This window comes from Bacillus sp. REN16, from assembly GCF_020731355.1.
In the GTDB taxonomy this organism is placed as follows: Bacteria; Bacillota; Bacilli; order Bacillales; family Bacillaceae_L; genus Ferdinandcohnia.
The window spans coordinates 166,472-189,157 of the sequence record NZ_JAJFZK010000001.1; the positions used below are offsets into that span (position 1 = coordinate 166,472).

Genomic DNA, 22,686 nt, shown 5'->3' on the forward strand with positions numbered 1-22,686 from the left:
CTTTGTAAATTTTAAATCTAGTTTCCAAGTAATCCACGAATTTTTTCTTTCACTCTATGACTTACATCCCTAATGTCCTTTTTCGCCTCATCTAATACAAGCTTCCATTTTGCACTTTCTTCTTTTAATGCTTCTTCAACTTTTTCGGCTTTTTCTTTTATTTCTTCTTTCGTGATTGTTTTGCTGTTCCTTTGTCCGGAAAGCTTCGCATTTACCGAGACGACATCAAAGGAATCTACATCCATAGTTGGGAGCATTTCATCCATAATTCCCTTAAATAATGGAACAATATAGTCCGAGCTGCTTCCGCGTAAATAATGGTCTTTGTCTGTTTTATCATATCCTAACCAAACAGCGCCAACGAAATTAGGAGTATATCCTACAAACCATTGATCCTTTGTCCCATTAATACCTGCATAAGGAAGTTGTGTGGAACCTGTTTTTCCAGCTAATTCAACCCCGGGGATTTTCGTTCCCTTACCTGAACCCGTTTCAACAACATTTAAGAGCATGGAGGTCATATCATCGGCTACTTTCTTAGAAGTAACTCGTGTTGTTTTATGCTTATGTTCTGCAATCACATTTCCAGTTGGCCCAACAATTTTTGAAATCAAATGTCCATCTGCCCGTTTTCCATCATTTGCAAATGTAGAATAGGCCTCGGCAAGCTGTAATGGTGAAATCCCTTTATGCATGCCGCCAAGTCCAATTCCAAGGTATTTATCTTCTTCTGTATAAGGAATACCAAATCTCTGTAAAGAATTAAGTCCTTTTTCGATACCAATTTGGTCTAACAGCCAAACTGTCGGTGCATTTAGGGAATGCTCGAGTGCCTCATACATTTTTACTTCACCTTGGTATGTTTTTGAAAAATTCTCTGGTGTGTAGTCTCCATATGTTTTCAGTTCATCAACTAGTACTGAGGTGACCTCATAGCCTTCTTCAAGTGCAGGGGTATATACGGCTAATGGTTTAATCGTTGAACCAGGCTGTGCTTGCAAATGGGTCGCACGATTAAAACCGCGGAATACATGATCACCGCGACCTCCAACTAAACCAAGCACTCCCCCAGTTTCGGGATGCAGCAAAACAGCGCCACTTTGCACGAGCACATCTCTGCCTTTTGGAAAAAGGTAATCCTTTTTATAAACTGCTTCAAGAGAGGTTTGAATATGTTGATCCATTTCTGTATAGATTCGGTACCCGCGTGTCAGGATTTCCTCTTGTGTGAGGCCATATTTTTTAATGGCTTCATCAAGAACGGCATCTACATAATAAGGATAGCTCCTTTCAATATAACTGCCGCCACCATCCTCAAGCTTGATTTCTTCATTTTTTGCTTGGGCATATTCTTCATCAGAAATCATGTTTAATTCATGCATTTTTAGTAGTACAGTATTTCTTCGTTTAGTAGCTCCGTCATAATTTTTATACGGATTTAATGCTGAAGGCGATTGTAGAACTCCAGCCAACATTGCAGCCTCACTTATCGTTACATTTTCAATATTTTTATTAAAATATTTTTTTGAGGCTTGGCTAATTCCCCATGAACCATTTCCAAAGAATACCTGATTCAAATACATTTGCAGTATTTCATCCTTGGAATAATGCTTTTCAATTTCTAATGCTAAAAAGAGCTCCTCAATTTTCCGCTTATAAGTTTGTTCAGGTGAGAGTAGTGCATTTTTTGTCAGCTGCTGAGTAATTGTACTGCCTCCACCTGTAATTCTTCCTGCAAATAGATTATTGAAAAAGGCACGCATGATTCCTTTTACATCAAAGCCATTATGGCTATAAAAGCGTTCATCCTCAATTGCAACGACTGCATTTTTTACATGGTCAGGAAGCTCTTCAACTAATACACCTTCCGTTCGATTGGTCACAATATTTGTTGCAACAGCATCGTCTTTATCATAAATAACAGTTGCTTGCCGCAAACCATCCTTCAGTGACTGAACGTTTGCTTGACTTGCCATGAAAGCAAAGAAAAGCATCGATACTAAAATAAAAACTAACATAGTCAGCAATATAATTTTCGTGAGATGCTTTTCACGCCAAAATCGTTTAATAGAATCCCAGACTCGTTTTATATACGGCATTATTTTTTCAAATAAACCCCTCATACTTGTTTCTCCATTCGTTAGAATACTGAACTTATATTGTATAACAGTTTTTAGGATATGAGTAATATAATATAATTTATGTGTAGTGAAAAGCCTTTTTAAAAAGTATGATTAAATTATAGAGTTGACGGGAGGGTTATATAGATGGACAAACAAAAATTATTTATTAACGGAAAATGGGAGGAAGGGTTCGAGCACGAGGAATTACGATCACCCTATAATCAAGAATTAATCGCTATGATCCCATTAGCCACGAAAGAACAAGTAGAGAAAGCAATTGAAAGTGCGCAACAAGCAACACAAACCATGAGAAATTTAACGACATTCGAACGCGCTCAAATCCTTGAAAAAGTGTCAGACCTGTTTACCGAAAGATTAGAAGAATGTGCTCTCATTCTAGCAGCAGAAAATGCAAAACCATTAAAAGCTGCAAGAGCCGAAATCATCAGAACTGCTGAAACGTATAAATTTGCAGCAGAGGAAGCTAAGCGACTTCACGGGGAAACGGTACCACTTGATGCCGCAAAAAGCGGGAAAGGTCGATTTGGCTATACCAAAAGAGATCCACTCGGTGTTATTGCCGCTATCACACCCTTTAATTTTCCTTTTAATTTAGTGGCGCATAAGCTTGGACCAGCCTTTGCGGCAGGTAATACAGTCGTATTAAAGCCTGCTTCACAAACACCCCTAAGTGCCATTATGACGGCTAAATTATTTGATGAAGCTGGCTTACCAAAAGGAGCTCTTAATGTAGTAACAGGTAAGGGCAGGATCATAGGAGATCATCTTGTTCAGGATCATCGTGTGAAAATGGTTACTTTCACAGGAAGTGTACCAGTCGGAACACGAATTAAAGAAAAAGCGGGACTTAAGCGTGTGACATTGGAATTAGGTTCCAATGCTGCTGTTATTATTGATAGTGCAGATGATCTGGATGCAGTAGCTGCTCGTTGTGCAGAAGGAGCATTCAATTTTGCAGGCCAAGTTTGTATTTCTGTTCAACGTGTATACGTGAACGAAGAATTATATGAAGACTTTATCAAAAAAATAAAATACTACACCAGCAGATTAGTTCTTGGAGATCCAAAATCAGAGGAGACAGACATGTCAGCTCTGATCCATCCAAACGAAACTGTTCGAATTGAAGACTGGGTAAAAGAAGCTAAAGAAGCTGGAGCAATCGTTGTTCACGGTGGAAAGCGGGAAGGCTCTGTTTTTCAGCCGACGATATTAGTGAATACCGCTGAAAATCTAGCTGTTTCCTGTAATGAAGCATTCGGACCGATTGTGTCTGTTAATTCCTATAAATCATGGGATGAGGCTATTAAGCTTGTAAATACTTCCGAATATGGCTTACAGGCGGGAGTCTACACCACAAATATTCAAAAGGCATTTGAAGCTGCCGATCGATTAGAGGTGGGAGGAGTTATAATTAATGATATTCCAACCTTTAGAGTAGATAATATGCCATATGGTGGGGTTAAAAACAGTGGTGTTGGCAAAGAAGGGATAAAATATTCTACTGAGGAAATGACTGAGTTAAAATTTGTATCATTTAAACTATAAATGGAAAAAGCCTACAGCTAACACTGTAGGCTTTGACATTCTATGAGACTAGTTTCCTTTTCTTTTCAGGCTTAAGAGCAAATAAACCGCCAATTAAAAACGTACCACTAATAAAAAAAACAGAAAAAATACCAGCCCAAGAGCCTACTAAACCAAAAAAGACTGGGGCAATCAACTGTGACAATCGATTAGAAGCAAGCCGTAATCCGAGAACCTCACCTGTTCTAGATTTTGGTGATGCATTATAGGTAGTTGTCATTGAAAGTGGTTGGCCGCATCCGAGTCCAAGTCCCATGATGGCACTTAAGGCACCTAATAAAATCACATTACCGGTAAACGGTACTAATAAGAATGAAATTCCTGCCATAAAGACGGAAGCAATTAATACACTGTCCCTTCCAAATCTTAGTGTCAGTGCTGGTAAAAAAAATCGAACAAATATAATTGCAAAGCCTTGAACTGCGATAATCCAACCAATCATGGATGTAGAAATACCATACTGCTTTGCAAAGAGAGGAAAATAAGCAATGAAAATATCCTTGGAATATAAAACCAGAGCACTGGCAATTAATGCCTTACGTAAAATTGGGATTTTTAATAAGCTTACTGATGCATTTAGGCTAACCTTTTTAATATCTTTGTTTCTCTTAATAACTGGAATAAAAACCGCCATTACTAACGGAACGATAATGATAAAAATCGAGACAAAGAATACTGATGAATATGAAATATGCTCTCCCATGTAGCCTGCAATTACCGGTCCAATCATAGAGCCAAAAGCAACCGCCATTCCAAAATAACTATAATAACGGTCCCGGTTATTTTCATTAGAGATGTTTCCTAAAAGATTTTGAAGTGATACCGTTATGAAAATAGTTGAGACACCTACAATTAATTGAGAAATATACAATGAAAACAAGGTCGGGAAGAAATAGGGTATCGCCAAACCAGTTGCAACCCCTAACAGTCCTATTATAACTGGTAATCGATCCCCAATCTTATCGGCAACCCTTCCAGCATAAATCGCAAATATTAATGGGAAAAATGCATATACAGCCGTCAACATCCCGACATCGAATGTTGAAGCACCCATATCTGTAGCATACAAAGAGATAATCGCCCTAGTCATATTCATTACGGTTTGAAAAAATAAAATGATTAACAAAATAACATTTACAACCATTTGGATTACCCTCTCACTCTGTTAATTTAAAAATTAACGATACTTTAGAAGCCGTTTATTAAAAATATAGTATACTGATACATATAAGTAAAATACTGTATTTTGATAGTTAGCCATAATCAAAATCAATATCTAATTAAGGGGAATATTATGAGAAGTCAGGATTGGGAAATCTTAAAGTTTTTATTTGAAAACAAAAATATTACAAAAACAGCTCAAAGCTTATATCTTTCTCAACCAGCACTTACAAACCGAATACAACAAATTGAAAAGGAATTTGGTACAAAAATTATTAACAGAGGCAGAAGAGGAGTCCATTTCACACCACAAGGAGAATATCTGGCAAAGTGTGCAGAAGAGATGGTTCGAACACTACAAGAAATAAAAGAAAATATATCAAATATGGACAATCAAGTTGCAGGAACGATTAAGTTTGGTGTTTCTAGTTATTTTACAAAGTATAAGCTTCCCAAGCTATTGAGGCTTTTTAAAAATCAGTATCCCAATGTTGAATTTCAGGTTACAACCGGGTGGAGCAGAGATATGTTTAATGCCTTATATAAAAAGGATGTGCACATTGCATTTGTACGCGGAGATTATCATTGGCAAGGGCAAAAACAGCTATTATTTGAGGAGCAACTGTGTATTGCCTCAAAAAACGAAGTCAATGTGGAAGAACTTCCGTATTTGCCAAGAATCGATTACAAAACTGATAATTTACTAAAATCCCTCGTTGATAATTGGTGGTCAGAGAACTTCTCAAAACCACCGATGATTACGATGGAGGTGGATCAGGTTGATACCTGTAAGGAAATGGTGGCGAATGGGTTAGGATATGCGATTATGCCAGGAATGATATTAAATGATATGGAAGGAATATATAAAATTAATCTGAAAGATCAAGATGGGTTGCCACTCCTTCGTAAAACTTGGATGTTTTACCATGATGAGGCACTCGAATTAAATGTTATACAAGCATTTGTCACATTTATTAAAAGCTTAAAGCAGTTTTGACAGAAGAGCTGCGAGCGAATTCATCGCAGTAATTTAGCTCTAATGGAATGGCTGTCCTTTAAATGGTACTACATAAATAAAATAGAAGCCCAGTTTAATAACGGGTTCCTGTTAACTATCAAAACATTAAAAATGTAAGATAAAATGAGTGCCAATTTGGCATACATTTTATCTTACAAAAGTGCTTAGAAACATAAGAAATCCTATCCTTAATTGAATACCCAGTGATATTTAAAATAAGCGGAGATATTTCCGTTAAATACAGACTAGAGCTCTTTTCGGGGTTTATAGGGGGAAATTTTCCGCTTATGCAAAGAAAAATCCCCAATTTTTACGTTACTTGAGTCAATAGGGGAAATTTCTCCTCTTATTTACGCTATTTTTTAGCCTATTTACAAATTAAGAGGAATTTCTCACTCTATTTTTTTAAAATCCGGTGCGTAAGCTGCCCCCCTAACCTCTTTTCCAATCAAAAATGGCTCGGTGAACTGAGCCACCTTATTTTTAATTGCAAAAACAGATACAAGAAGCAGTACAAAATGGGCTACATTTTCGGGTTTTGCGACAGGAAACGGAACCCGTTACCAGTTTAACACCCTTTTATTCATAAAGGGTATTTTTTATCTCAAAAATAGTTTATCAATGTTCTTGATTAATTCTGACTATTCAGCATAAAATGGGTATTAAGGTCCTATTATATTGATGGTAGAAGGGAATGTATCCATCATGAGAGTTACTTTACAAACAAAACTTCTTGTACTGATCATATCATTACTATTATTTGTTATTGTTTTTTTAACGGTTATCTTTTCGTATTTTGAGTCAAAACAAACCGAGCATAATATGGGCCAGCTAGCTTTACAGGTCGCCACTACGGTTTCTTTTATGCCAGACATTCAAGAAGCATTTGATTTGGAAGATCCCTCAGAAATTATCCAACCTATAGTTGAACAAATACGCGAAGAAGTAGGGGCAGAATTTATCATTGTAGGAAATAAGGATAGCATTCGTTACTCCCATCCGCAAGAATGGAAAATAGGAAAAAAGATGGTTGGCGGAGATAATGATGAAGCTTTAATAGATGGTGAGTATTATACATCCAAGGCTATTGGCTCCTTAGGCCCTTCTTTACGAGGAAAAGCACCCGTTTTTGATAAAGAAGGCAATATCATTGGTATTGTATCGGTAGGATTCATGCAAGAAGATATACGCGCAGTCATCTCAAACCGATTAATTAAATATAGCATGATTGCCTTTTTCGTGTTGTTACTTGGAATTGGTGGAGGGGTCCTCCTAGCAAAAAATATCCGTAAAGATATTTTAGGGCTCGAGCCGCATCAAATTGCTTCCTTATATAGAGAGCGAAATGCCATTTTATATTCCATAAAAGAAGGGATAATCGCTGTTGATGAATATGGTAAAATAACATTAACAAACAATACTGCAAAAAATTTTCTCGGCATTACAGATGACTCTATTAATCAACCTATTGAAGATGTGGTTCCAAACACTGAGATGTATCGGGTTTTACATTCAGGATTGCTCGAAAGCGATCAGGAAATGCTTCTAAAGGACAGAGTTGTCATTGTAAACAGGACACCGATTATTGAAAAAGATAGAATTGTAGGAGTAGTTGCAAGTTTTAGAGATAAAACAGAAATTACGAAAATGGTCAATACTCTATCGGAAGTTCGAAAGTATTCTGAGGACTTACGTGCACAAACACATGAATTTACAAATAAGTTGTATGCGCTATCAGGTTTACTGCAGTTAGGTGAATATCAGGAGGCAATCGAGTTTATTCAATTGGAATCCTCTAATCACCAAATTCAAAGCAGAATTCTATTCGAACAGATACTTGATCATAAAGTACAAGCTATATTGCTCGGTAAGATCGGGAAAGCTTCTGAGCATAAAATTAACTTTACAATCGATCCGAATAGTTTTTTAAAACCGCTTCCAAAACATGTTGACTTATCTAAGTTAATTACGATTTTAGGAAATATTATTGACAACGCATTTGAAGAAGTAATGAAAAACAATGGTAAAAAAGAGGTAGCTTTTTTCACAACTGATATTGGCAATGACATTGTTTTTGAGGTGGCAGATACAGGAAATGGCATCGATTTTGTAAAACAGCCTAATATTTTTTCAAAAGGATTTTCGACCAAAGACGGAAAAAATCGGGGATTTGGTTTAGCGAGTGTTAAGCAAGTTGTGACTGAATTAAATGGGACAATTGAAATAAATAACGGGAATGGTGGAGGAGCCGTTTTTTCAATCTTTATTCCTAAGGAAATGAAAAATGTTGGCTAAGGGGTGAATAATGTGATTAGAGTTGCAATTGCAGAAGATGATTTCCGAGTTGCATCGATTCATGAAAGATTTCTGATGAAAATCGAAGGTGTTCAAGTAGTAGGTAAAACATTGACGGGAGAAGAAACTCTTAAGCTACTAGCAAAAGAAAATGTAGAATTATTGCTCCTCGACATTTATATGCAGGATCAACTTGGAACTGATTTACTGCCTATTATTAGAAGAGATTTTCCGCATATAGATGTCATCATGATTACGGCAGCTACGGAAAAAGAATTGGTTGAACGATCCTTACGAAATGGAGTTATCGACTATATCATAAAACCCGTAACACTTGATCGATTTATTTCAACACTTGAAAATTATAAAAAGCGAAGAGAGTTATTAGATGTTGAATCTGAGGTTAATCAACATGTAATAGATTCAGTTTTCGGGCACTCCGCACAAACGGTTAAACATAATGAGGGTATGCCAAAAGGTATCGATCCCTTAACCCTGCAAAAAGTAATCGAAATTATGAAAACGGTTGTAGAAGGTATTTCCGCAGAAGAGATGGGTGAAAGAATGGGTGCTTCTAGAACAACGGCTAGACGGTATTTAGAATATATCATCTCAACTGGAGGGGCTACGGCGGAATTAGAATATGGAATCGTAGGCAGACCAGAGAGAAAGTATCGGCTTCTCTCGTGATTTAGTACAAAGGTATAAAAAACGTTGAATGAACACAAAGAACCTAGGGGAAACTCCTCAGGTTCTTTTTCAGTTTTAAGAGTAATGGACAATTATGAAGTAATCGTGAACAAAATGAACTTAATGTTCAAAAAATATGTTAAATTCATTAAATTGGAAACGGTTACAAATTTGAAGATGTCAGATATGATTTCTATATTAAAGGAATTGGATAACCTTTAATACTTATTAAAAAGAGAAGGGGGATTTTTATGAAGAAAATACTTTCAATTCTTTCGATCCTTTTAGTGTTATTTGTAGCAGCTTGTTCCAACAGCTCAACATCAAATAACTCGGGTGAAAAAGGAAATGAGCCAGAAAAATCTGGAGATAATGAAGCTGCGGAAAGCTGGGCGCCTGAAAAAGCCATTGAAATTGTGGCTCCAGCCGGAGCAGGTGGCGGTTGGGATACAACTGCACGTATGGCTGCAAAAGTTTTTGAAGATGAAAAGATTATTGAGCAAGGGCTAGGGGTAGTTAATAAGCCTGGAGGTGGAGGCGCAGTTGCTTGGGCATACATCCATTCACAAAAGGATAGTCCTTATAACCTATTCGTAACTTCACCACCAATGTTATTAGTTCCACTTAATGGTCAATCCGAATTTGATTTTGAGGATTTCACGCCACTTGCAAACGTAATCGCTGATTATGCTGCGATTGCTGTTCGTGCAGATGCTAAGTGGAATAATCTTAATGAATTATTTGAAGATATGAAGAAAGATCCTTCAAGCGTTTCAGTAGTTGGAGCTTCTTCACCAGGAAGTATGGACCATATCCAATTTATTAAGGTTGCAAAGGCAGCAGGAGTAGATATTACAAAAATTAAATATGTTTCTGACCAGGATGGCGGAGCGTTAACACAACTTCTAAATGGAAGTGTACAAGTTTTCTCAACAGGGGTAGCTGAAACTGTTGAACAGGTTAAAGCAGGGAAAATTAAGGTACTAGGTGTTACTTCTGAAGAACGTCTAGAAGGTGAAGTGTTAGGAGACTTCCCAACTGTCTTAGAGCAAGGAATTGACGCAACTTTTGTAAACTGGAGAGGTTTCTTCGGACCACCAGAAATGGATCCGGCTGCAGTGAAATACTATGAAGAGAAATTTAAAGAATTGAGTGATTCACAAGCATGGGCAGAAATTCGTAAACAATATGGATGGGCTCCAATGTACATGAATCACGAAGAATACAAAAAGTTCCTAAGTGAAGAAAGAGATTCTATGAAAGCGCTTCTTGATGAACTTGGTTTAGGAAAATAAGATTTGTCATTCAGGGAGCCGATGGAAAAACTCATTGGCTCCTTTTAAAAAAGGTGGTGCACTTATGTTAAATACTGTAAATAAGAAAATATCACTCATTCTGGCGTTCGTATCAATAGGTTATTTAGTATTAGCTTTCCGCTTACCGGCATATCCTTATGTTCCAGTTGATTCAGATGCAGTGCCTATTGCATTAGGTTTTATATTACTATTGCTTTCAATTCTACTTTTTTTTCAAAAGGACAATCATTCACAAGGTAAGACAAAAATTCCAACTGGTGAAAAGAGAGTAATCCTCACGGTTTTAGGTTTTGTACTCCTATTTATCATTCTACTTGAATTTTTAGGGTTCATTATTACAACTGCAATCTTTATTTTTGGAAACACATGGTTTTTGGGATACAAAAAGTGGAAAGGCATTTTAATCGTTTCTCTAGCAATCCCTCTAGCAATCTATTTTTTATTTAGCAAATTCTTACAAATCTCATTACCACAAGGTATATTGCCTTTTTAAAAAGGGGGAAGCACAATGGACGTTTTTGATGGAATTATAACTGGTTTTAAAGTTGCGTTAAGTTTACAAGGTTTGACCTTTGTATTCTTAGGTGCGGTAATTGGGACTTTAATTGGAATGATCCCAGGTTTAGGTCCAATCACAGCGATTGCTGTTATGATACCAATTACCTATGGTATGGATCCAGCTATGGCGTTACTGTTAATGGCTGGGGTATATTACGGGGCGGCATATGGTGGTGCTGCATCATCAATTCTACTAAATGCTCCTGGTGAATCAATGTCCGTACCCACAACCTTTGACGGGTATCCTCTAGCGAAACAAGGTAAGGCAGGTAAGGCGCTGGCCATCGCAGCGATTGCCTCGTTTGTTGGAGGAACAATAAGTGTTGTTCTATTAACACTCTTTGCTCCTTTACTAGCAAATGTAGCGATCTCATTTGGACCTGCGGAATATTTTGCATTAATGCTTATGGGGCTGATGACAGTATCGAGCTTCGCAGACGGCTCAACAGTAAAAGCTTTAATTTCTGCAACTATTGGATTTATTGTTGCAACTATTGGTATTGATGGCCAAACTGGTACGACACGATTTACATTTGGAAATGTTAATTTACTAGAAGGAATTGATTTTCTAGTTATTGCTTTGGGGTTATTTGCTTTAGCTGAGGTTAGTTCACTTATTTTTGAACGAAAAGAAAGTGGGAATTATTCTAGTAAACTTGGAAGTCTTCGTTTGTCGAAGCAAGAATATAAAGAATTGGCTGCTCCAATGGGACGACAGTCCGTAATGGGCTTTTTGATCGGTGTTTTACCTGGTGCGGGAGGAACAATTGCATCCTTCTTAGGATATATTTCTGAAAAGAAGCTCTCAAAAAAACCTCATGAATTTGGTAAGGGATCCATTGTTGGATTAGCAGCACCTGAAGCTGCGAATAATGGTGCCTCAAGCGGTGCTTTCGTACCTCTATTAAGTTTAGGGATACCTGGGTCAGGAACAACAGCTGTCATGCTAGGTGCGTTAATTGTATTGGGCGTACAACCCGGCCCGCTTTTAATGAATGATCACCCAGATGTGTTTTGGGGTGTAATTGCAAGTATGTATATCGGGAATGTGATTCTCTTAATTCTGAATCTGCCATTAATCCCATATATCTCTAAAATATTGAAAATTCCACGTCCAATGCTTATTTCATTGGTAGTGATCTTTTGTATAATCGGTGTTTATGGAATAAGCTTCAGGACGTTTGATTTATTTTTATTAGTTATTTTCGGAATCCTAGGTTATTTTATGGCATATTTTAAATTCCCAGCAGCACCCATGTTATTAGCTTTTATACTAGGTGGCATGATGGAACAATCACTCAGACAGGCTTTAACAATTTCTGATGGAAGTTTACTCATTTTTATTGAAAAACCAATTTCATGTGCGCTTTTACTTATTGCTGCACTCTCATTTATTGTTCCATTCTTTCGTAGCAGAAAAAAGAAAAACAAAATAGATACAACAATTGACGTATAAACAATGAAAGGTAGGAAGAGATCATGCTAGATATTAAAACAAATCCTAATATAAAGACAGACGAAATTATTGAAAAAATTGCTGAGTATGTGTTAAATCAGCCGATTGAAAGTGAACTAGCAATTGAAACTGCGAAGTATGTGCTGATGGATACTCTAGGATGTGGATTTTTAGCTCTTAGATATCCGGAGTGTACGAAACATTTGGGCCCAATCGTACCGGGTACAGTAGTTCCAAATGGAAGTAGGGTCCCTGGAACTCAATTCGAATTAGATCCAGTCCATGCAGCTTTTAATATCGGCTGCGCAATTCGTTGGTTGGATTACAATGACACATGGTTAGCGGCTGAATGGGGACATCCATCAGATAACTTAGGTGCAATTCTAGCGGTAGCAGACTATATGAGCCGAAAGCAAATTGCTGAAGGAAACGAGCCTCTTAAGATTGCAACAGTTCTAGAAGCGATTGTAAAAGCTCATGAAATCCAAGGTGTTCTTGCTTTAACGAACAGTTTAAATCGTAAAGGTTTAGATCATGTTCTATTTGTGAAAATTGCATCTGCTGCTGTTGCTGCGGCAATGCTTGGTGGAACAAAAGAAGAAGTCATGAATGCATTATCAAATGCATGGATTGATAATTCAAGCTTACGCACATATCGTCATTTTCCTAATACTGGTTCTCGTAAATCATGGGCTGCTGGAGATGCAACAAGTCGTGCAGTTCGTCTTGCATTAATGGCAGTGAATGGGGAAATGGGATATAAAACAGCGCTTACGGCACCGAATTGGGGATTCCAAGATGTTCTATTCGGTGGTGAGGAAATTACATTGGAAAGACCTTTACAGTCGTATGTAATTGAAAATATTCTATTTAAAATTTCTTATCCTGCTGAATTCCATGGCCAAACAGCAGCAGAATGTGCGGTTGAACTATACCCGCAAATTATGAATCGACTAGATGACATTTATAAAATTGTCATTACAACACATGAATCAGCCATTCGTATTATTGATAAAACGGGTCCATTGCATAATCCGGCTGACCGAGATCATTGTCTCCAATATATTACAGCGATTGGTTTATTATATGGAACAATTAATGCGGATCACTATGAAGATGAAACTGCTAGGGATCCAAGAGTAGATTCCTTACGCGATAAAATGGAAGTAGTTGAAAACAAACAATATAGTGAAGATTACTTAGACCCAAGTAAGAGATCAATTGCGAATTCGATTCAAATTTTCTTCAAGGATGGAACATCTACTGCAAATGTCGAAAGAGAATATCCTCTTGGGCACCGTTTCAGACGTGATGAAGGGATTCCATTATTAAAAAGAAAGTTTGTAGAAAATCTAGAAACACGGTTTCCGCAAAAGCAAGTGAATGAAATCTATGAATTATGTAAAGACCTAAAAAAACTTTCGCAGACGAATGTGAATGATTTTATGGCGAAATTAGTGATCTAAAAGACTTAAGTTCGAGATGAGGTGAATGAAATGGCTTGGATTGTTGACAAAGAACGAAGTCAAGAAGAACTAGCTTTGGATTTTCGTAAACAAATAGAAGAAACTAAGATTATGCAAATCCCAGGCGCTCATGATGGAATAAGTGCCCTTCTTGCAAAGAAGAGCGGGTTTGAAGCTTTATATCTATCGGGAGCAGCATACACGGCTAGTAGGGGGCTTCCAGATTTGGGGATCGTGACGTCGGAGGAACTTGCTTCCCGGGCAAAAGATTTAATTCGTGCATCGAACCTACCGCTTTTAGTCGATATTGACACTGGGTTTGGCGGGGTTCTTAATGCAGCGAGAACAGCAAGAGAAATGGTTGAAGCAAAGGTAGCTGCGGTACAAATCGAAGACCAGGATCTGCCGAAAAAATGCGGCCATTTAAATGGGAAAAAGCTTGTAAGTCCTGAGGATATGGCTCAAAAAATAAGAATTATCAAAGAAGTGGCCCCATCCTTAATCATAATTGCTAGAACAGATGCAGTTGCTGTTGAGGGGATTGATCGTGCAATCGAGAGAGCAAATCTATATATTGAAGCCGGGGCTGATGCGATTTTTCCAGAAGCTTTAACTTCAGAAGAAGAGTTTAATAAAGTAAAAAGTATGGTGAAAGCCCCATTACTTGCCAATATGACGGAGTTTGGGAAAACCCCATATTATAGTGCAAATGAGTTTGAAATATTTGGTTATAGCATGGTAATTTATCCGGTTACTTCACTACGAGTAGCGGCGAGAGCTGTTGAGGATGTTTATACTGAAATTAAAAACACAGGCACCCAGAAGGAATTTCTAGATAGAATGCAAACACGAAAAGACCTTTATGAAACAATAAGTTATTATGATTTCGAAAAATTAGATACAGAAATTGCTAGAACAGTATTAACTGAGAAGTAATATAATTGTAATAGTTATAGGAAGAAGTACGGAAAAAGCCCCTCATTCAGAGGGGCTTTTACGATTGAAGACAATTCTACTTGTTAAATTTCCATTAGATCAAAAACATTGCCACAATCGTTGTGACTACCAACCCGATGGTGACAGGAAGTAAGTTTTTCCTGGCAAGTTCAAACGGGTCAACTCCGCAAATGGCTGCTGCGGGAATTAGCGCCCAAGGGACTAAAGTTCCGCCACCGACCCAAATTCCTGCAATTTGACCTAAAGCTGTTAATGTTGCGGCCCCTGCCCCGATTGCTGATGAGAACAATGCAGCAAGTGATCCTGCTAACGAAATCCCCGAAAAACCCGATCCATCTAATCCGGTGATTGCACCCACAATTGTTAAGGTAATGGCTCCTGTTGGTGCATTTAATGGTACAACAGAAGCAAGACTAACGCCAAGGTCATTCACGATTCCCTGTGAATGTTCAGGTAAGAACTCACCAATAATTTTCGCAAAACCGGAGTCACCAAGATAGAAAAAGGCAGCAATTGGAATAACCGGACCAAATACTTTAAATCCAAATTGAAAGCCTTCAATTAAATAGGTTGTTGTTTTTTCTAAGCCAGCATTTTTATGGGCAACTAATGAAATGAGAAGAAGAATAAAAATCGATGTGCCACCGACAAGGGCTGTTGCATCCCCACCTGAAAGATTTAATGCGGACATGGCTGCTACATCTAAGGCAAAAAGAATCGGGATTAAGATTGCGAAGAAGCGTTTTGCGGAAGGAGATAATAATTTTCTTAGCTGTTGTACTTCCTTTTCTGTAAGGTCATTGGTTAATGGATTTGCATAATTTGATTCTCCCCCAACAGTAAGGTTACCTTTTCGCATGTCCCGACGAAGGAAAATGTAGGCTGCGACTGTTGTCACAATCCCCATTACCAACACTAACGGAATACTTGCTTTTACAACTTCCAATACTTCAAGACCTGCTGCATCGGCAGTAAGCTTTGGAGCCGCTTGAATGATAAAATCACTCGACAATGCAATCCCATGACCGAATAAATTCATGGCCATGGCAACTCCTAATGCTGGCAAGCCGACCCGCATCGCTACTGGTAAAAGTACAGCACCGATTAAGGCAACGGCTGGCGAAGGCCAGAAAAACCACGAAATCACCATCATTACAATTCCGATTGTCCAATAAGCAAGTGCTGGGGAACGTATCAATTTTGTAAAAGGAGCAATCATTACATCATTGATGCCCGTAACTGTTAATGCCTTACTCATCGAAACAATAATCGATATAACGAGTATAGTTGAGAGCAACTCGGTTATTGCATAAATAAAGCTATTGAAGACACCACTTATCGAAGCACTAATCGAACCTGTTGCAGTAATGGCTAGTAAAAAGATACCGATAATACAAATAAGCGAGGTGTCTCTCCTCATCACCATAAAGCCGATGATCAAGAGGATAAATGAAACATATATCCAATGCAGGGCGGTTAATTCCACTAGCATTGCAAAACCCCCATTCAACTAATCCGAATTCAAGCAAGGCTAACTACACATTTACCCATGTTTGTAATACAGAATATGTTGATGAGGATAAGGTGTGAGAAGTGCGCAAAAATTTTTAATTGGTTTTAGATGAGTGGAACGTTTTCGTATAAACTGGCCCGGTAAATACAGTTTGGCTTAAGCCTGCTTTCGTTTTTTCAATTACTTGTTCAAGCTGCTCAAAGGCTTGCGAACGAGTCCAATCTAAATAATAAGATTCTTTCAACCAAAAGCTTGCAATGACAAAGGTATCACTTTTTATCGGCCGAAGCGCGCGAAAGGCAATAAAACCAGACGTGTTCTGAAATAGTGAATTCCTTTGTGTGATGTTGTACTCAAAAAGTGGCTTGCCTTCATCGGTCACTGGAACATATGTGAATGCCGCAAATGCAGCATCGTTCAGGTTTCCTTCCCCGGTAATGACTTCATATTTTCTTGGTGCGGCAAAAACAGATTTCTTTGTTGTTTCATGAAGCAGGATGGCTGTTTCGTTATTGTAAAATGCCGTCATATTTTCTTTTTTATACTTCTCATGAAGCTTTTCTAAAAAATCAATCGTCCCAAACGCAATGTAAAAATTCATTGTAACTCCTCCTATATTTATACGTAATACATAGTGAGAATCTTTTACAGTTATACTAAAAGATAACATAACCAATTAGATCGAGTAATTATTCCAAGGAGGTCATTGTATGAAAAGGAAATTATTTCTCTCATTATTTGTTATTGTTGGTTCGTTTGTCCTTGGATTGTGTGGGTATTTGCTTATCATATATGCAGGTGACTATGTCATTGATGATAAAAAGCTGGTCATGAATTCTGCAACAAAACTAGTTGATGAAGATGGAAGATTTATTACGAAACTATACTATGAGAATCGCGACATTGTGCAAATTAAAGATATTCCGGAATATGTCCAACAGGCGTTTATCGCTGTGGAAGATACTCGTTTTTATAAACATCATGGCATCGACGTTCAGGCGATTGGCAGGGCAATCTATAAGGATATTGTTGCGGGGGGAAAGGTAGAAGGTGGAAGTACGATTACACAACAGCTTGCAAAGAATGTGTTCCTTACAAATGAAAAAACGTTTCTTCGAAAAACAAAGGAATTAATCATCGCCATTAATTTAGAAGAGGAATACAGCAAACAGGAACTTCTAGAAATGTATTTGAATCAAATTTATTTTGGACACGGTGCCTATGGCATTCAGTCTGCATCAAAGTTTTATTTTAATAAAAATGTCAGTGATCTTACAGTTGAAGAAGGAGCTCTGCTTGCAGCAATTCCAAAAGCACCATCTATTTATTCTCCTATTTTGAATCCTGAAAAAAGTAAACAAAGACGTGATTTGGTAATTAACCTAATGGAGAAAAAAGGGTTTTTACAGGCTGAGGAGGCTGTAAGGGTCCAAGGCAGGACGCTTGCTTTGGATATTCATGAGCTTGAAAGAGACCAGGCTTTATTAACCTATATTGATATGGTGTTCGAAGAGGCAAAATCACGCTATAAATTATCAAATGAAGAATTACTTAGAGGGGGCTATACGATTACAGTTCCACTTCATTTAGAAATTCAAAAAACGGCATTCGAGCTTTTTAAAGATCAAAAGAATTTCCCAGGCATCGATGATAATGTCGAAGGTGCTTTCGTGTTACTCGACAATGACACAGGTGGAGTTTTAGCAGGTATCGGAGGAAGGCATTATGTAAGCCGAGGTATTAATCGGGTTTTGATTAAACGTCAGCCAGGCTCGACAATAAAACCGCTCGCGGTCTATGGCCCAGCATTGGAGGAGGAAGAGTTTGATCCCTATTCAATGTTGGTTGATAAACAGCTATCATATGGTGAATATGAACCAAGCAATATATCCGGGATTTATAAAGGGAAAATCTCGATGTATGATGCTTTAATCGAATCTGCAAATGCACCTGCTGTATGGATGCTCGACAGACTGGGAATTGATACGGCAAAGGAATATTTAACAAAAACAGGAATAACCATTCCGGATCAAGGTCTATCAATTGCATTAGGCGGACTGAAGGAAGGAATTTCGCCAATTGCAATGGCAAAGGCATACCGTGCCTTTGCACGTGAAGGAAAAGTCATCGAACCTCATGTGATAAACAAAATAGAAAACCGGGAAGGAAAAGTAATTGGAGAGGCATCTACACATGAGAGCGAGGCGTTTTCAAAGCAGACGGCTTGGTATATGACAAGAATGCTTGAAGGTGTTGTCGATAATGGTACGGCAAGAGTAGGAAATTATACAGGGGCACTTGCTGGAAAAACTGGGACAACCAATCTTCCAAGTGTGGAAAACGGAATTAAGGATGCTTGGTTTGTCGGCTTTACTCCTTCAGTAGTAGGAGCTTTGTGGATGGGCTATGATTCGACTGATTCTACCCATTATTTAAAAGGGGGCAGTTCATCTCCAACTAAACTGTTTAAGGAAATTCTCGAACAATCAGAACTAAAAAAAGCCACAGCATTTTCAGCGCCAAAGGATGTGGATGAGCTTGAGCCGCCGATAAGACTAGCCGAAATTGATGATGTGAAAGCTAATTTAACGTTTAAGCCGCTAGGACTGTTTACGGTCTCTCTAAATTGGACTCCTTCTAGTGATGAGCGGGTGGAATATCGAATTTATGAAGAAAATTCGAAGACTGTTAAATATGTGGGTTCTGTGAGGGGTACAGGGGTCTATGAAATTGAAAATGTAAATATATTTTCAATGCCTTCCTACTTTATCGTACCGTATAATTCACAAACAAAGGAAGAAGGTACACACTCACAATCAGTAAAACCTACCTTTTTCTCAAATAAATAAAAATCTTAATTGGGTGGTGTGTGAATTCACCACCCTTGAAGTTCGTCAAATTTTTGACATTTGCCCCGGTTTTGTATACAAGGATAGTAGAAACAATTATAGTTGATTAGTGAGGATAAATGAAACAAATATTTAATGAATGAAACATACTTATGCTATTATGGTAACTATTGTGAAGATGTTGAAAGGAAGGTAAATACATATGCAAAATGGTTTTAACGATACATTATTAAGGGCGGCAAGAGGTGAGAAGACCGAACATGTACCCGTTTGGTATATGCGCCAAGCGGGACGATCGCAACCTGAATATCGAAAAATAAAGGAAAAATACGGTCTATTTGAAATAACTCATCAACCAGAACTATGTGCATATGTCACTAGACTTCCAGTTGAACAATATGATGTGGATGCTGCTATCCTTTATAAGGATATCATGTCGCCACTTCCAGCTCTTGGTGTAGACGTTGAAATCAAAGCCGGAGTTGGCCCGGTTATCAGCAATCCGATTCGTTCTGTTAAGGACGTTAAAAAGCTTGGAGAGATTCATCCGGAAGAAGATGTTCCATACGTACTTGATACAATTAAGCTTTTAACAACAGAACAGCTTTCAGTACCTTTGATTGGATTTGCAGGAGCACCATTTACTCTGGCAAGCTATATGATTGAAGGCGGACCATCGAAAAACTATAATAAAACGAAGGCTTTCATGTATCAAGAGCCAGAGGCTTGGTTTGCTCTAATGGATAAATTAGCTGAGATGACGATTACATATGTGAAGTCACAAATAGCTGCAGGAGTAAAAGCTGTACAAATTTTTGACTCTTGGGTAGGCGCGTTAAATGTTGCTGACTACCGCCGCTTCATTAAAACAGTCATGCATCGCATATTTACAGCACTTCGTGAGGAAAACGTGCCACTAATAATGTTCGGGGTAGGGGCGAGCCATTTAGCATTAGAATGGAATGACTTACCACTTGACGTAGTTGGTTTGGATTGGCGCTTGCCAATTATGACGGCAAGAGAACTTGGAATTACAAAAACAGTTCAAGGAAATCTTGATCCGGCCATTTTATTAGCTCCTTGGGAAGTCATTGAAGAAAGAGCAAAAGAAATTTTAGACCAAGGAATGGAACAGCCGGGCTATATCTTCAACCTTGGTCATGGTGTATTCCCTGATGTGAAACCCGAGACACTAAAGCGTCTAACTGCATTCATACATGAATATTCAAAACAAAATTTATCTAATTAATCTAGCTTTTGAGGTGTTTTAAATGACAAAAAAGAAAATGGGACTACTCGTAATGGCATACGGTACTCCATACCAAGAAGAGGATATTGAACGGTATTATACACATATTCGTCACGGCCGAAAGCCATCACCAGAAATGCTTGAAGACCTTCGCAGTCGTTATGAAGCAATCGGCGGAATTTCACCCCTTGCAAAAATTACAACTGACCAAGGGAAAAAACTTGAGGAACATTTAAATCAAATCCAAGATAACATTGAGTTTAAAATGTACCAAGGATTAAAGCATATAGAGCCTTTCATAGAGGACGCTGTTGCGCAAATGCATGAAGATGGTATAGAGGATGCCGTGAGCCTTGTACTGGCACCTCACTTTTCCACTTTTAGTGTAAAAGCGTACAATGGTCGTGCTAAAGAAGAAGCGGAAAAACTAGATGGACCAACTATTTACTCGGTAGAAAGCTGGTATAAAGAGCCGAAGTTTATCGAGTACTGGGCAAACCAGGTGAAACAAACTTTTGCTTCAATGCCTGAAGAAGAGCGGGAAAATGCAGTATTAATCGTTTCCGCTCATAGCCTTCCAGAAAAAATCATTGCAGCAGGTGACCCATACCCAAGTCAATTGCAAGAAACAGCAGATTTAATTGCGGAAGCTGCTGGTGTAAAAAATGTTGAAATTGGTTGGCAGAGTGCCGGAAATACGCCTGAGCCATGGTTAGGTCCGGATGTTCAGGATTTAACAAGAGATCTATATCATGAAAAAGGATACAAGGCATTTGTTTACATTCCAGTGGGCTTTGTTGCAGATCACTTAGAGGTTTTATATGACAATGACTATGAATGTAAAGTTGTAACGGAAGAACTGGGTGTAAGCTACTACCGTCCAGAAATGCCAAATGCAAAACCAGAATTTATCGATTGCTTGGCAACTGTTGTTTTAAAAGAACTAAACGAATAATGGATGATTGAATGAATAAAGCAAAGAAGGCGATGTTAAGTGAGTAATCAAAAGGTAGTTGTTATAGGTGGTGGGATTACTGGTTTAACAGTAGCTTATTATCTCCAGAAAGAGGCAAGGGAGAAGGGCTTAGATATAAATTGTACACTTTTGGAAGCAAGCCATCGACTAGGTGGAAAAGTACAAACAGTCGAACGCGATGGTTTTGTTATTGAAAGAGGTCCAGATTCCTTTTTAGCCAGGAAAAAAAGTGCCTCACGGCTTGTCAATGAGGTAGGTCTAGGGGATAAATTGGTCAACAATACTGCTGGTAAATCATACGTCCTTGCTAATGGAAAGCTTCATCCAATGCCTGGTGGATCCATAATGGGAATACCGACTCAAATTGGTCCCTTTATTACAACAGGATTATTTACCCCGTTTGGTAAACTTAGAGCGGCAATGGATTTTGTACTGCCACGTACAACTGGGAAAGGTGATCAATCATTAGGCCAATTTTTTAGGAGAAGACTTGGTGATGAGGTCGTAGAAAACCTTATCGAACCATTGCTTTCAGGGATCTATGCAGGGGATATTGACCGATTGAGCTTAATGTCGACTTTTCCACAATTTTATCAAGTTGAACAAAAATACCGGAGCTTAATCGTAGGTATGAAGCAAACCACACCACCGAAACCAAAGCCAAGTGGAGAAACAAAGTCCGCACCAAAAGGGCAGTTCTTAACAGTAACCACTGGATTGCAATCATTTATTGATGCGATTGAAGCAAAACTAGAACCTGGCACAGTATTTAAAGGAATTAAAGTCGAAGGTCTTGAAAAACATAGCCAAGAGTATCTTTTAAAGCTAAGTAATGGAAAAGAAATTACGGCTGATAGTGTAGTCGTTGCGACACCGCATCATGTAACACAATCCATTTTTAATCAATATCCATTTTTCGATCCCTTCAAGGAGATGCCATCAACATCTGTTGCGACTGTTGCTATGGCCTTCCCGGAAGAAGCGATTAAGAAAGATATTGATGGAACTGGCTTTGTTGTATCGCGTAATAATGATTATATTATCACAGCTGTTACTTGGACTCATAAAAAGTGGCCACATACAACACCTAATGGAAAAGTGCTGCTCCGTTGCTATGTTGGTAAAGCAGGTGACGAAGCCATCGTTGATCAATCGGACGAGGAAATTACCAAAGTGGTACTCGATGATTTGAATAAAACGATGAACATAACAGACCAGCCTGAGTTTTCAATTGTAACAAGATGGAAAGATGCTATGCCTCAATACACGGTTGGTCATAAGGACCGGGTAGAAAATGTGAAGAACAATGTTGGAGAACATTTACCTGGCGTCTTTTTAGCGGGAAGCTCATATGAAGGTCTTGGACTGCCCGATTGTATTGACCAAGGCGAAGAAGCTGTTAAAAAAGTTCTTGAATACTTAAAGATGAAAACACCTGTTTTGGTGTAATAGAA

Annotated in this window: 17 protein-coding genes; 13 read left to right on the forward strand and 4 right to left on the reverse strand. The window is 38.2% G+C overall.

Annotated features, from left to right (window positions below):
* Positions 1-17 precede the first annotated feature (17 nt).
* Positions 18-2,123, reverse strand: a complete 2,106-nt coding sequence (locus tag LKW28_RS00785; protein ID WP_420708782.1) for a transglycosylase domain-containing protein — start codon at positions 2,121-2,123, stop codon at positions 18-20.
* 144 nt (positions 2,124-2,267) lie between these two features.
* Here LKW28_RS00785 and LKW28_RS00790 point away from each other — a divergent pair, with 144 nt between their 5' ends.
* Positions 2,268-3,689 carry an aldehyde dehydrogenase family protein gene (locus LKW28_RS00790; RefSeq protein ID WP_229138434.1) on the forward strand — a complete coding sequence of 474 codons (1,422 nt, stop codon included), beginning with the start codon at positions 2,268-2,270 and terminating at the stop codon, positions 3,687-3,689.
* A 40-nt stretch (positions 3,690-3,729) separates the two neighbouring features.
* On the opposite strand, the gene LKW28_RS00795 is transcribed toward LKW28_RS00790, so the two are convergent.
* Complete coding sequence (locus LKW28_RS00795; protein ID WP_229138435.1) at positions 3,730-4,872, reverse strand: MFS transporter; 1,143 nt, start codon at positions 4,870-4,872, stop codon at positions 3,730-3,732.
* 150 nt (positions 4,873-5,022) lie between these two features.
* On the opposite strand from LKW28_RS00795, the gene LKW28_RS00800 reads away from it, so the two are divergent.
* From LKW28_RS00800 to prpB, 8 genes are all read left to right on the forward strand, one after another.
* On the forward strand, positions 5,023-5,886 hold the full coding sequence (locus tag LKW28_RS00800) for a LysR family transcriptional regulator (protein ID WP_229138436.1): 864 nt from the start codon (positions 5,023-5,025) through the stop codon (positions 5,884-5,886).
* A gap of 726 nt (positions 5,887-6,612) precedes the next feature.
* On the forward strand, positions 6,613-8,202 hold the full coding sequence (locus LKW28_RS00805; protein ID WP_229138437.1) for an ATP-binding protein: 1,590 nt from the start codon (positions 6,613-6,615) through the stop codon (positions 8,200-8,202).
* Positions 8,203-8,214: 12 nt separating this feature from the next.
* On the forward strand, positions 8,215-8,892 hold the full coding sequence (locus tag LKW28_RS00810; protein ID WP_229138438.1) for a response regulator: 678 nt from the start codon (positions 8,215-8,217) through the stop codon (positions 8,890-8,892).
* Between the two features lie 251 nt (positions 8,893-9,143).
* Positions 9,144-10,187 carry a tripartite tricarboxylate transporter substrate binding protein gene (locus LKW28_RS00815; RefSeq protein ID WP_229138439.1) on the forward strand — a complete coding sequence of 348 codons (1,044 nt, stop codon included), beginning with the start codon at positions 9,144-9,146 and terminating at the stop codon, positions 10,185-10,187.
* A gap of 64 nt (positions 10,188-10,251) precedes the next feature.
* Complete coding sequence (locus LKW28_RS00820) at positions 10,252-10,701, forward strand: tripartite tricarboxylate transporter TctB family protein (protein WP_229138440.1); 450 nt, start codon at positions 10,252-10,254, stop codon at positions 10,699-10,701.
* Between the two features lie 15 nt (positions 10,702-10,716).
* Positions 10,717-12,222, forward strand: coding sequence for a tripartite tricarboxylate transporter permease (locus tag LKW28_RS00825; protein ID WP_229138441.1), 1,506 nt, complete (start codon positions 10,717-10,719; stop codon positions 12,220-12,222).
* 23 nt (positions 12,223-12,245) lie between these two features.
* On the forward strand, positions 12,246-13,688 hold the full coding sequence (locus LKW28_RS00830; RefSeq protein ID WP_229138442.1) for a bifunctional 2-methylcitrate dehydratase/aconitate hydratase: 1,443 nt from the start codon (positions 12,246-12,248) through the stop codon (positions 13,686-13,688).
* A gap of 30 nt (positions 13,689-13,718) precedes the next feature.
* Entirely contained in the window at positions 13,719-14,624 is a 906-nt protein-coding gene (prpB, locus tag LKW28_RS00835) for a methylisocitrate lyase (RefSeq protein ID WP_229138443.1), read from the forward strand.
* A gap of 94 nt (positions 14,625-14,718) precedes the next feature.
* On the opposite strand, the gene LKW28_RS00840 is transcribed toward prpB, so the two are convergent.
* The gene (locus tag LKW28_RS00840; RefSeq protein WP_229138444.1) at positions 14,719-16,137 is read right to left on the reverse strand and encodes a hypothetical protein; all 1,419 of its coding nucleotides are present in this window, start codon (positions 16,135-16,137) and stop codon (positions 14,719-14,721) included.
* A gap of 115 nt (positions 16,138-16,252) precedes the next feature.
* The gene (locus LKW28_RS00845; RefSeq protein WP_229138445.1) at positions 16,253-16,759 is read right to left on the reverse strand and encodes an antibiotic biosynthesis monooxygenase family protein; all 507 of its coding nucleotides are present in this window, start codon (positions 16,757-16,759) and stop codon (positions 16,253-16,255) included.
* A gap of 109 nt (positions 16,760-16,868) precedes the next feature.
* Here LKW28_RS00845 and LKW28_RS00850 point away from each other — a divergent pair, with 109 nt between their 5' ends.
* The 4 genes from LKW28_RS00850 to hemY all read left to right on the forward strand — a co-directional run bounded on the left by LKW28_RS00850 (position 16,869) and on the right by hemY (position 22,681).
* A complete protein-coding gene (locus LKW28_RS00850; protein ID WP_229138446.1) occupies positions 16,869-19,007 on the forward strand; it encodes a transglycosylase domain-containing protein in 2,139 nt (712 codons plus the stop codon).
* 202 nt (positions 19,008-19,209) lie between these two features.
* Positions 19,210-20,256 carry a uroporphyrinogen decarboxylase gene (gene hemE, locus LKW28_RS00855; RefSeq protein WP_229138447.1) on the forward strand — a complete coding sequence of 349 codons (1,047 nt, stop codon included), beginning with the start codon at positions 19,210-19,212 and terminating at the stop codon, positions 20,254-20,256.
* A gap of 22 nt (positions 20,257-20,278) precedes the next feature.
* Entirely contained in the window at positions 20,279-21,211 is a 933-nt protein-coding gene (hemH, locus tag LKW28_RS00860) for a ferrochelatase (RefSeq protein WP_229138448.1), read from the forward strand.
* 39 nt (positions 21,212-21,250) lie between these two features.
* The gene (gene hemY, locus LKW28_RS00865; protein WP_229138449.1) at positions 21,251-22,681 is read left to right on the forward strand and encodes a protoporphyrinogen oxidase; all 1,431 of its coding nucleotides are present in this window, start codon (positions 21,251-21,253) and stop codon (positions 22,679-22,681) included.
* Positions 22,682-22,686 lie beyond the last annotated feature (5 nt).